Below are 11,898 nucleotides of genomic sequence, written 5' to 3' on the forward strand. Positions count from 1 at the left end.
GCGGCGAGGACCCGCCAGGCCGTAGGGTTACGAGCCACATGCTCCGGGGAGCCTTCGGCGCGCCCCGGTCCCGGAAGACGGACACTAGAAGGAAGCGGACAGTCACGATGACGGTTCCCCTGCCGACCGCCACGACGCGGTGGCGCTGCACCCTCTGCGGCAACCTCACGCGGTTCGACGTGACGCGCTCGTCGAAGGTCGTCGAGTACGTCCACCTCGATCTCGCCGGTGAGGCGAAGGTGGAGGAGCGCGAGGTGGTCAGTGAGACCATCGAGTCGGTGCGGTGCCGTTGGTGCAACGCCGTGGATCAGGTGGAACTGGTGGACAGGCCGGGCGCCGGCTCCTGAGGATGGGGGTCCCCCCCGCTCGAGCGAAGCCGAGGGTGGGGGAGGGCCCCGCACAGAATTGGGGTGTGACGGATGGTGGAGACCACGGGCGGGGGGCCGGGCGACGGCGCCGCCGAGGTGCTCGACCGTCCGCTGCCCGACGGAGTGCGGCGCCGGGTCGTGCAGATCGTCTCGGACGGCTTCGGCGGCCTGACCGTCGCCGAACTGCCCGCCCAGCTGCGGCAGTACGCCCGGTTCGCCCCGAACCGGCGGGCCAAGTTCGCGGGCAACGCGATGGCCGCCGCGCTGGAGACCGATCCGCTGTTCCGGCAGCGCATCGCGGAGAAGTTCAGGGAGGCCCAGCCGGAACTGGCCGGTGCCCTGGACTCCGGTTCGCCGCCCCCGGCCGCGGACCCGCTCGACGTGGCCGCCGCGGCCTACGTGCTGCGCCCCGCCGGCTGGGTCAAGCTGGTCACCGCCGCCGGCGAGGAGGCCCTGCGGGCGGACGCCGAGCGGGCCGACGAGGAGAGCCGGGCGGAGCTGGAGCGGCTGCGCGAGCAGCTGGCCGAGGCCCGTGAGCTGACCCGGACCGAGACCGAGCGGCTGCGCGCCGAGCTGGACGCGGCGAAGCGCGAGGGCGAGTCGCTGCACCGCAAGCTGCGGTCGGCCCTCAGCGACGTCAAGCGCGGTGAGGCCGCGCTGCGCAAGCTCCAGGGCGAGATGGAGGCTGTACGGAGCGAGGGGCAGGCGCAGGTGTCCGCGGCCGAGAGCGAGTCGCGGCGGCTCAAGACGCGGCTCAGCGAGGCGGAGGCCGCGCTGGAGGCCACCCGGCGGGCGGCCCGCGAGGGGCGCAGCGTCGAGGACATGCGGGTACGGCTGCTGCTGGACACCCTGCTGGAATCGGCCCAAGGACTGCGCCGGGAACTGGCGTTGCCGCCGGTGTCGGTGCGTCCGGCGGAGACCGTCGACGCGGTGGAGCCGGGCCGGATGACCCCGAAGGACATCGCGGCCCGCGCGCTGTCGGAGAACGACCCGGCGATCCTGGACCAGTTGCTGGCGCTGCCGCAGGCACATCTCGTCGTCGACGGCTACAACGTCACCAAGACCGGTTATCCGCAGATGCCGTTGGAGAAGCAGCGGCTGAGGCTGCTCGGGCAGCTCTCGGCGCTCGCCGCGCAGACCGGCGCCGAGGTCACCTGCGTCTTCGACGGTGCCGAACTGGTCGCGCCGGTACTGCTGGCGCCGCCGCGCGGGGTGCGGGTGCTGTTCTCCAAGCCGGGGGTCACCGCCGACGAGCTGATCCGCCAGCTGGTGCGGGCCGAACCGCCCGGCCGGCCGGTCATCGTGGCCTCGACGGACCGCGAGGTGGCCGACGGGGTGGCCAGGGCGGGGGCCCGGCCCGTGGCTTCTGCGGTACTCCTGAAGCGACTGACCTGAAGGTCAACGTAAAGGGTCAATGCCCGAATTGGCGCAATCGTCACGCAACGTAGCGTCAATCGCGCGTCACTGCATGTGGGTTGAGTGTAAAGAATGCAGTGCGTCACCGACTTTTTCGGCTCCAGGATTTGAAGTGATCACGAGAGGGTCACTAGGGTCTGCCTTCGAACCTCCGCACGAGTGATCACTCACATGAAGGAGCTCGCTCTCCGTGGCGTCCCACCGTCGACCCAAGCAGCCGAGTCGCGCACGCGTGACCTTGCTGACCACCGCGGCCGCCGCCGCTGTTGCCCTGACCTCGCAGGCCGCCAACGCCGCGCCGAGTGAGAAGCCCAGCAAGGACGAGGTTAAGTCCAAGGTCGACAAGCTCTACGAAGACGCGGAGCAGGCCACCGAGAAGTACAACGGGGCCAAGGAGAAGCAGGAGAAGCTCCAGAAGGAGATCTCCACGATCCAGGACAACGTCGCCCGCGGCCAGGAAGAGCTGAACGAGCTGCGTGAGTCCATAGGCCAGGCGGCGGCGGCCCAGTACCGCTCCGGCAGCATCGACCCCTCCCTCCAGCTGCTCCTGTCCTCGGACCCGGACGACTACCTGGACAAGGCGTCCACCGCCGACCAGCTGAGCGCCCAGCAGGTCGAGTCGCTGAAGAAGATCCAGGACAAGCAGCGCGAGCTGGCCCAGGACCGCGCGGAGGCCTCCGACAAGCTCGCGGACCTCGCCTCCACCCGCACCGAACTGGGCAAGAAGAAGAAGGAAGTCCAGGCCAAGCTCGCCGAGGCGCGCAAGCTCCTCAACACACTGACGGCCGAGGAGAAGGCCGCGCTGGCCGCCTCCGACGCCCGCGCCAGCCGTGACGCCGGTGAGCGCGTCGACCTCGGCAACACGGGCGCCGCCTCCGGCCGCGCCATGGCCGCCTTCCAGGCCGCCCAGAGCAAGATCGGCTCGCCCTACTCCTACGGCGCCACCGGCCCCTCCACCTTCGACTGCTCGGGCCTGACCTCCTGGGCCTTCGCCCAGGCCGGCGTCAGCATCCCGCGCACCTCCCAGGCCCAGGCCAACGCCGGTACGCGCATCTACTCCCAGTCCGACCTCAAGGTCGGCGACCTGGTCATCTTCTACGGCGACCAGCACCACGTCGGCTTCTACGCGGGCAACGGCCAGGTGCTGCACGCCCCGCGCACCGGCACCGTCGTGCGCTACGAGTCGATCAACAACATGCCGTACCAGTTCGGCGTCCGGATCTGAGCATTCGCCCGACCGCGACACCAAGGCGCCCGAACGGGCGAATCACCGCGACGTGAACTGACCCCGCACCCCGCCCATGACCTGCGTCAGAGGCGGGGTGTCACGTTGTGTCGCCGCCGAGGTCTTTGGTGGGCCCCCCGTCGCGCGGCTACTGTCTGCCGCGTTTCCCCGGCACGTGTGCCGAGGGGACGGTCTCTGTCCGCCAGAGGAAGGAACGCGGCTTCCCGTGGGGTCCCATCGCCGCCTTGCACCGTCGTCCGGGTTCGACCGGGGCGCCCTGTGCGTCCTGTCCGCCGCCGCAGCCGCCCTCGGCGCCGTCGCCACCACCGCCGTACCGGCCACGGCCGCCCCGCACGAGGACACCCGGACCGAGGTGGACCGGCTCTACGCGGCCGCCGAGAAGGCCACCGAGGCCTTCAATGAGGCCGGGGAACGGGCCGGCACCCTGCGCAGGCAGGTCAAAGACGCCCAGGACCGCGTCGCCCGCAAGCAGGAGCGCGTCAACGTGCTGCGCGAGCGGCTCGGCGCGCTGGCCGGCGCCCAGTACCGCTCCGGCGGAATCGACCCGTCCCTGGCACTGCTGTTCTCCGAGGACCCGGCCGACTACCTCGACAAGGCCTCCGTCCTCGACCGCATCACCGCCCACCAGGCCGGCGAGCTGAAGGACCTCCAGCACGCCCTGCGCGAACTGGCCCAGGAACGCACCGAGGCCACCCGGAAACTCGGCGAGCTGGAGAAGAGCCGCGAGGTCGTCGAGAAGCACAAGCGGACCGTCGAGCGGAAGCTCGCCGGGGCCCGGCGGCTGCTGAACTCCCTGCCGTCCGCCGAACGCGCCGCCTACGACCGGGCTGCCCGGTCCGGCCGCTCCGGCCTGCCCGGCCCCGAGAGCGCCGGCGCCGCCTCGGGCCGCGCGGCCGCCGCCCTGGCCGCCGCCCGCTCCGCAGTCGGCAGACCCTACGTCTGGGGCGCCAACGGGCCCACCGGCTTCGACTGCTCGGGCCTGATGCAGTGGTCGTACGCGCAGGCCGGGGTCTCCCTGCCGCGGACCTCACAGGCCCAGGCGCACGCCGGACGGCGGGTCCCGCTCTCCCAGGCCCGGCCCGGCGACATCGTCACCTACCGCTCCGACGCCAGCCACGTCGGCATGTACGCGGGCAACGGCCAGGTCATCCACGCCCCCCACCCGGGTGCGGCCGTGCGCTACGACCCGGTCGGGATGATGCCGGTGTCGTCGGTGACGAGGCCCTGACCGGGGCGGGCGGCGCACGCCGTCGGGGTTCCGCCCGGGGCGGCCCACCGTACGATCGGGGGGATGGCTGGTCACGGGCGGGCGCGCGGATCCGGAGCCGTGGGGCTCGCGGTGCTGCTGCTCGTCCTGCTCGTGGGCTGCGGCGGGCGGCCCGCCACCGACGGCGTCAGGGCCGAGGTCCAGCGGGTGCTGGACCGGCGGGCCGCCGCCGTCCTGGCCCACGACGCGACCGCCTACGCCGCCACCGGGGACCCCACCGGATACACCCGGCTGCGCGCCGTACCCCTGGCCGCCTGGTCCTACCGGGTCACCGCCGTCCGGCCCGGCGGGGACGGGGCCGAGGCCGACGCGGAGCTGAGCTACCGCGTCGAGGGCCACGACCGCGGTCCGGTGACCGTGGCACGCACCCTGCGGCTGACCCGCGACGCCGCCGGGCGGTGGAACGTGGCCGGCGAGGAGCCCGCACGCGAGTCCGGCCAGCAACTGTGGGACCAGGGCACGGTCACGGTCGTCCGGGGCGCCCGCAGCCTCGTCCTCGGGGTCGGCCGGTCCGGCGAGCAGCTGCGGACCTTCGCGGGGCTGGCCGACCGGGCCGTCCCCGCGGTCTCGCAGGCGTGGGGCACCGACTGGGCCCGGCGGGTCGTCGTCCTCGTACCGAAGTCGCTCGACGGCATGGCGGCGCTGCTCGGCTCGCCCGCCTCCTCCTACCGCGGGATCGCCGCGGTCACCACGGGCGAGACGGGCGGCGGGGCCGACGCCCCGGCCGACCGGGTCATCGTCAACCCGGACGCCTTCGGCGTGCTCGGTCCGGTCGGCCGGCAGGTGGTGCTCACCCACGAGACCACGCACGTCGCCACCCGGGCCGACACCAACGCGGCGACCCCGCTGTGGCTGTCGGAGGGCTATGCCGACTGGGTCGGCTACCGCGGCACCGGCCGCACCCCGGAGGAGGCCGCGCCCGAGCTGCAGAAGGCCGTCCGCGGGGGTGACCTGCCGGACGGGCTGCCGTCCGACGGCGACTTCGGTTTCGCCGGGGACGCGGCGCGGCTGGCGCGGGCGTACGAGGGCGGCTGGACGGCCTGCCGGATGATCGCCGAGCGATGGGGCGAGGAGGACCTCCACGCCTTCTACCGGGCCGTGGGCGAGCACGGGAAACGGCCGGGGGCGGTCGAGGGGGCGATGGAGAGCGTGCTGGGAACGACCCTGGAGGACTTCACCGCCGAGTGGCAGCGGTACCTCCACGACGAACTGGGCTGAGCACCGCCACTCCCGTCACCCGGCCGGACGGTCGCCTCTTCGCGCCGGGCCCGCCCGGTTTCCCCGTGCGCCGGGCCCGGCGTCAGGAGGGGACCTGCGCGTGCCCGGCGCGGGCGGCCCGACCGGGTTCGGCGGGCGGGGCGGCGGCCCGTGGCACCGTCGAGCGCCACAGCCGTACGGCCGCGGTGACCGTGGCCGCCACCAGCAGGCCGTTGCGCAGGAACAGCAGGGTGAGCCCGAGGGCGTCGCTCGCGACGACGTGGCCGAACCAGACGGGGAACTCCAGCACCGTCACCGGCGACGCGGCCAGCACCAGGACGGTCGGCGGCCCCATCCGGCTGCCTGGGAAGCACCGGCAGACGGCCGCCAGACCGACCAGCCACACCAGGTACTGCGGGCTGATCACGCGGCTGGTGACGGTGAACAGCAGGACGGCGGTGAGGGCGGCGTCCGCGAGCGTGTGCGGCGCGGACCGCCGCGCCCGCAGCCGCCACAGCAGCAGCCAGCCGAACGCGGCCGCCGTCAGACCGAGGGCCGCCTCGCTCACCGCGTCCACGTGCGGGCCGAGGAATTCGACCGAGCCGTAGTGGAGCCGCACCTCGCCGCTCCAGCCGAGATGCCGGGCGACGTGGAACACCAGGGCGCCCAGCGACTCCACCTCGGTGCCGCGGTCCCGCTGGGAGGAGAGGAAGCCGAAGGCGCCGGGCGCGGCCAGCGCGAACAGGGCCCCGAGGGCGCCGACGGTGACGGCCGCCGCGCCCTGGGCCCGCCGCCGCGCACCGGCCAGCAGCAGCACCGGCCACACCTTGAGCAGGGCTCCCAGACCGACCAGCGCCCCCATGACCCGGGGACGCCGGACCCCGGCGAGCAGTGCGGCCACCGCGACCGCGGTCACCATCAGGTCGTAACGTGCGTACACCGTCGGGCCCAGCAGGGGGACGCCCGCCACCCACACCAGGGCGCCGCGCGGGGAGCGGCCGGCGGTCAGCAGCAGCACGAGGACGGCGAGGTCGGCGAGGAGGACCAGGACGAAGAACGCCGACGCGTAGTCCAGGAAGGCCAGCAGACCGGGGGAGAGGATCGCGAGGGCGGCCGCGGGCGGGTACTGCCAGGTCACGTCGCCCTGCGGGTAGGCTCCGGCGCTCAGCACGTCGTACCAGCCCCGGTAGATCACCGACACGTCGGTGGTGACGTCCGGGCCGGGGAAGACGTACACCCTGAACACGTACAGCAGCAGCACGAGCCGGGTCACGACCCAGAGGCCCGTCAGGCCCGTCAGGCCCGTCAGGCCCGTCAGGCCGGCCGGGGAGCGTCTGCCCTCCATGAACTCCACGTGTGCCCCTGTTCGTCCTCTTGGTCGGGGTATGCGGACCACATGATCTCCCGCCCGGCTGTGCGCGGGCCGTGCGGCACGGCCGGGCGCGGCTGTGAGGGACGGTTTGGATAGGGTCGGCGGCGATGCACAAGACCTTGATCGTGACGAACGACTTCCCGCCCCGACCGGGCGGCATCCAGGCGTTCCTGCACAACATGGCGCTGCGCCTCGACCCCGAGCGCGTCGTCGTCCACGCGTCCACCTGGAAGCGGGGCCGCGAGGGCGCCGAGGCGACGGCGGCCTTCGACGCCGAGCAGCCCTTCACCGTCGTACGGGACTCCACGACCATGCTGCTGCCGACGCCCGGCGCGACGCGGCGGGCCGTCGCTCTGCTGCGCGAGCACGGGTGCACGTCCGTGTGGTTCGGGGCCGCCGCGCCGCTCGGACTGATGGCACCCGCGCTCAGGAAGGCCGGCGCCCGGCGGCTGGTGGCCACCACGCACGGCCACGAGGCCGGCTGGGCCCAGCTGCCCGCCGCCCGGCAACTGCTGGGGCGCATCGGCGAGGCCACCGACACGATCACCTACCTCGGCGAGTACACGCGCTCGCGCATCGCCACCGCGCTGAGCCCCGAGGCCGCCGCGCGGATGGTGCAACTGCCGCCGGGCGTCGACGAGAAGACCTTCCACCCCGGTTCCGGCGGCGACCGGGTGCGGGCCCGCCTCGGGCTCACCGACCGCCCGGTGGTGGTGTGCGTCTCGCGGCTCGTGCCGCGCAAGGGCCAGGACACGCTGATCCGGGCCATGCCCCGCATCCTCGCCGCCGAGCCGGAGGCCGTGCTGCTCGTCGTCGGCGGCGGGCCCTACGAGAAGGCCCTGCGCCGCCTGGCCCACGAGACGGGGGTCGCCGCCTCCGTACGGTTCACCGGCTCCGTTCCCTGGTCCGACCTGCCCGCCCACTACGGCGCCGGCGACGTCTTCGCCATGCCGTGCCGCACCCGCCGGGGCGGACTCGACGTCGAGGGCCTCGGCATCGTCTACCTGGAGGCCTCCGCGACCGGCCTGCCCGTCGTCGCCGGCGACTCCGGCGGCGCCCCCGACGCCGTACTGGACGGCGAGACCGGCTGGGTCGTACGGGGTGCCTCCCCGGAAGACACGGCCGACCGCGTCACGGCCCTGCTGGCCGATCCCGAACTGCGCCGCCGCATGGGCGAACGGGGCCGCCGATGGGTCGAGGAGAAGTGGCGCTGGGACCTGCTGGCGGAGAGGCTGAAGGAACTGCTCTAGGCAGCCCCCGCCGCCCCGTCACGGTCGCCCGCGGGCCCGTCGGTGCCCCCGGTGCGCCGCGGTCGCCGGCCGGAACCGGGCAACCCGCCCGCCCTGCCCGCACGGCACCCCATCTGATGCAGCGTCACCTGACGGTTCGTCACGTACCGGGTGTGGCGGTGTCCGTGACCGGCGGCCCGCTCGTGCCCGGGGCGATCGGGGTGCACCCGTCCGCCACCGTCACCGCGTTCGCCGAACGCACCATGGCGCGGGTCCTCGCCGAGGACCCGCGCCATGGGACGACTCGGGCACTACTTCGCGTAGATCGCCTCGATCTCGGCCGCGTAGTCCTTCGCCACCACGTTGCGCTTGAGCTTCAGCGACGGGGTCAGGTGGCCCGAGTCCTCCGTGAACTGGGCGGACAGGATGCGGAACCTCCGCACCGATTCCGCCTTCGAGACCGCGGCGTTGCCGTCGTCGACCGCCGACTGGATCTCCGACAGCAGGTCGGCGTCCTCGCGCAGCGACGCCGCGGTGGAGCCCGCCGGCTTGCCGTGGTCGGCGGCCCACCGGCCCAGGAACTCCTCGTCGATGGTGACCAGCGCGCCCACGAACGGCCGCCCGTCGCCCACCACCATGCACTCCGCGACCAGCGCGTGCGCCCGGATGCGGTCCTCGATCACGGCCGGGGCGACGTTCTTGCCGCCCGCGGTGACGATGATCTCCTTCTTGCGGCCGGTGATCCTGAGGTAGCCGTCCTCGTCCAGGGTGCCGATGTCGCCGGTGTGGAACCAGCCGTCGGCCAGCGCCTCCGCCGTCGCGCCGGGGTTGTTCCAGTACTCCTTGAACAGGTGCTCGCCGTGCAGCAGCACCTCGCCGTCGTCCGCGATGCGCACGACCGAACCCGGCAGCGGCTGGCCGACCGTGCCGATCTTCTGCCGGTCCCACGGGTTGAACGCGGTCGCCGCACAGGACTCCGTCAGGCCGTAGCCCTCCAGGACGGTGAAGCCGATGCCGCGGAAGAAGTGGCCGAGGCGCTCGCCCAGCGGGGCGCCGCCGGAGATGGCGTACTCGCCCCTGCCGCCGAGCACCGCGCGCAGCTTGCCGTAGACGAGCTTGTCGAAGACCTTGTGCTTGATCCGCACGCCGATCGAGGGGCCCGACGGGGTGTCCAGCGCCTTGCTGTACGCGATCGCGGCGTCCGCCGCCTTGTCGAAGATCGCGCCCTTGCCGTCCGCCTGCGCCTTGGCCCGCGCCGCGTTGTAGACCTTCTCGAACACGCGCGGCACGCCGAGGATCAGCGTCGGCCGGAAGGACGCCAGTTCGTCGGTGAGGTTCTTGATGTCCGGGACCGTGCCCAGCTTGATCGGCGCCATCATCGGGGCGATCTGCACCAGGCGGCCGAAGACGTGCGCGAGCGGGAGGAACAGCAGCACGCTGCACTCGCCGGTGCGGAACAGCGGGCGCAGCCGCTCCACCACGTTGCCGCACTCGGCGAAGAAGCTGCGGTGGGTGAGCACGCAGCCCTTGGGCCGGCCGGTCGTGCCGGAGGTGTAGACGATGGTGGCCGGGTCGTCGGCCTTGGCGAGCGAACCGCGCTCCTCCACGGCCTCGTCGGAGACGTCCGTGCCCAGCCGCCGCAGCTCCTCGACGCCGCCGCCCTCGATCTGCCAGACGTGCTTCAGCGCCGGCAGGGTCTCGCGCACCGACTCGACGGCGGCGCTGTGGCCGTCCAGCTCGACCACGCAGGCCGTCGCGCCCGAGTCGGAGAGGATCCACTGCACCTGCTCGGGCGAGCTGGTCTCGTACACCGGCACGGTGACGGCGCCCGCGCACCAGATCGCGAAGTCGAGCAGTGTCCACTCGTAACGGGTGCGGGACATCAGGCCGACGCGGTCGCCCGGCTGCACGCCGGAGGCGATGAGGCCCTTGGCCGCCGCGTGCACCTCGGCCAGGAAGGCCGTGGCCGTGACGTCCTGCCAGACGCCGTCGACCTTGCGGGCGATGACGGCGACGTCGGGATGCTGCGCGGCGTTTCTCCGGACGATGTCGGTCAGATTGCCGTCCGCGGGGACCTCGTACAAAGCCGGAAGGCTGAACTCGCGCAAGACTGCTGCTCCTCATAGGGCGCCGGCGCCACGACGTTGTGCGATGCGACGGTGCGGTCCAAGGCTCGGGCAAGTGCTCGCGCATCGGTGGTTGAAATGCTGAGCACGACTGGACTGCCCGGACGTTACCCGCCGGTATGGCTTCTTCGACAGGGGGTCCCGGCGAGATGTTCGCTGCGTCACACAGATGGATGTTGCAGTCCGTACGGTAGTCCACCCGGAAACCGACCGGCCAGTAACGGCAGGTTTCGCCGCCACTGTTCACGTATGCCGCACGCGCCTACCCTTGATCGACATGGCCTCCACACCGTCCGGAAACCCCGGCACACGTATCCACGTGGTCAGCGACGTGCACGGCAACGCGCGCGATCTGGCCCTGGCCGGCGAGGGCGCGGACGCGCTGATCTGCCTGGGCGACCTCGTCCTCTTCCTCGACTACGCCGACCACTCCCGCGGCATCTTCCCCGACCTGTTCGGCGTGGAGAACGCCCACCGCATCGTCGAGCTGCGCACGGCCCGCCGCTTCGCCGAGGCCCGTGAGCTGGGCGCCCGGCTGTGGGGCGGGGTCGGCGAGGACCGGGCCGCGGTGATCGAGCGGGCGGTGCGCAGGCAGTACGCCGAGATGTTCGCCGCCTTCCCGACGCCGACGTACGCCACCTACGGCAATGTCGACATGCCGGCGCTGTGGCCGGAGTACGCCGGTCCCGGCACCACCGTGCTCGACGGGGAGCGGGTGGAGATCGGCGGCCGGGTCTTCGGCTTCGTGGGCGGCGGCCTGCGCACCCCGATGCGCACCCCCTACGAGATCAGCGACGAGGAGTACGCCGCGAAGATCGAGGCCGTCGGCGAGGTCGACGTCCTGTGCACGCACATCCCGCCCGAGGTGCCGGAACTCGTCTACGACACCGTCGCGCGCCGCTTCGAACGCGGCAGCCGCGCACTGCTGGACGCCATCCGCCGCACCCGGCCCCGCTACTCCCTCTTCGGCCACGTCCACCAGCCGCTGGTCCGGCGGATGCGGATCGGGGCGACCGAGTGCGTCAACGTCGGGCACTTCGCGGGGACCGGGAAGCCGTGGGCGCTGCAGTGGTGAACACCGCCGCGCGGCACGGCACGGGCCGCCGTGCCCCACGGGGTGAAGGCGGCTGGTCGGGCGCGCGGTAGCCTTCACGCTGCACACACGTGCGCACGCTCGCGCACGGGGGATCCCTCCCTACCGGCCCGCATCTGGAGGAGCCACCGCGATGGCGGAATACACCAGCTCGAGCATCACGATCGAGGCGGCACCGGCCGACGTCATGGCGGTCATCGCCGACTTCGCCCGCTACCCGGACTGGACCGGTGAGGTCAAGGAGGCGGAGGTCCTGGCGACCGACGCGGCGGGACGCGCCGAGCGGGTGCGGCTGGTCATGGACGCGGGCGCGATCAAGGACGACCAGACGCTGGCCTACACCTGGACCGGCGCGCACGAGGTCTCCTGGACGCTGGTCAAGTCCCAGATGCTGCGGTCCCTGGACGGCTCGTACCTCCTGCGGGCCGCCGGGGCGGGGGCGACCGAGGTCACCTACCAGCTGACGGTCGACGTCAAGATCCCCATGCTGGGCATGATCAAGCGCAAGGCGGAGAAGGTCATCATCGACCGGGCGCTGGCGGGCCTCAAGAAGCGGGTCGAGTCCGGCCGGTAGCCGGTAGCCG

10 protein-coding genes are annotated in these 11,898 nt (G+C 72.9%); 8 read left to right on the forward strand and 2 right to left on the reverse strand.

Translation table 11 applies throughout. From position 1 onward, the window contains the following. Positions 1 to 107 precede the first annotated feature (107 nt). The 5 genes from ACIP5W_RS19585 (at position 108) to ACIP5W_RS19605 (ending at position 5,515) form a co-directional block, all read left to right on the forward strand. On the forward strand, positions 108 to 347 hold the full coding sequence (locus tag ACIP5W_RS19585; protein WP_073491882.1) for a hypothetical protein: 240 nt from the start codon (positions 108 to 110) through the stop codon (positions 345 to 347). A gap of 72 nt (positions 348 to 419) precedes the next feature. Next, positions 420 to 1,763 (forward strand): NYN domain-containing protein, encoded by a 1,344-nt coding sequence (locus tag ACIP5W_RS19590; RefSeq protein WP_401474676.1) that lies wholly within the window; start codon positions 420 to 422, stop codon positions 1,761 to 1,763. 211 nt (positions 1,764 to 1,974) lie between these two features. Then, entirely contained in the window at positions 1,975 to 3,009 is a 1,035-nt protein-coding gene (locus tag ACIP5W_RS19595) for an NlpC/P60 family protein (RefSeq protein ID WP_401474679.1), read from the forward strand. A gap of 226 nt (positions 3,010 to 3,235) precedes the next feature. Further along, positions 3,236 to 4,258: an NlpC/P60 family protein gene (locus ACIP5W_RS19600; protein ID WP_401474682.1), complete on the forward strand. Its 1,023-nt coding sequence runs from the start codon at positions 3,236 to 3,238 to the stop codon at positions 4,256 to 4,258. Positions 4,259 to 4,321: 63 nt separating this feature from the next. Further along, positions 4,322 to 5,515, forward strand: coding sequence for a hypothetical protein (locus tag ACIP5W_RS19605; RefSeq protein ID WP_401474685.1), 1,194 nt, complete (start codon positions 4,322 to 4,324; stop codon positions 5,513 to 5,515). Positions 5,516 to 5,597: 82 nt separating this feature from the next. Here ACIP5W_RS19605 and ACIP5W_RS19610 read toward each other — a convergent pair whose 3' ends face one another. After that, positions 5,598 to 6,839, reverse strand: coding sequence for a glycosyltransferase 87 family protein (locus ACIP5W_RS19610; protein WP_401474688.1), 1,242 nt, complete (start codon positions 6,837 to 6,839; stop codon positions 5,598 to 5,600). A gap of 134 nt (positions 6,840 to 6,973) precedes the next feature. Between ACIP5W_RS19610 and ACIP5W_RS19615 the strand changes: the two genes are divergently transcribed. Then, positions 6,974 to 8,116, forward strand: a complete 1,143-nt coding sequence (locus ACIP5W_RS19615; RefSeq protein ID WP_401474690.1) for a glycosyltransferase family 4 protein — start codon at positions 6,974 to 6,976, stop codon at positions 8,114 to 8,116. A 290-nt stretch (positions 8,117 to 8,406) separates the two neighbouring features. Here ACIP5W_RS19615 and ACIP5W_RS19620 read toward each other — a convergent pair whose 3' ends face one another. Beyond that, a complete protein-coding gene (locus ACIP5W_RS19620) occupies positions 8,407 to 10,203 on the reverse strand; it encodes an AMP-dependent synthetase/ligase (protein WP_401474693.1) in 1,797 nt (598 codons plus the stop codon). Between the two features lie 337 nt (positions 10,204 to 10,540). On the opposite strand from ACIP5W_RS19620, the gene ACIP5W_RS19625 reads away from it, so the two are divergent. Together ACIP5W_RS19625 and ACIP5W_RS19630 are read left to right on the forward strand one after the other, a co-directional pair. After that, entirely contained in the window at positions 10,541 to 11,296 is a 756-nt protein-coding gene (locus ACIP5W_RS19625; RefSeq protein ID WP_401475043.1) for a metallophosphoesterase, read from the forward strand. A gap of 151 nt (positions 11,297 to 11,447) precedes the next feature. Then, entirely contained in the window at positions 11,448 to 11,888 is a 441-nt protein-coding gene (locus ACIP5W_RS19630; protein WP_401474696.1) for an SRPBCC family protein, read from the forward strand. Positions 11,889 to 11,898 lie beyond the last annotated feature (10 nt).

This window comes from Streptomyces sp. NPDC088766, assembly GCF_044750845.1.
Taxonomy (GTDB): domain Bacteria; phylum Actinomycetota; class Actinomycetes; order Streptomycetales; family Streptomycetaceae; genus Streptomyces.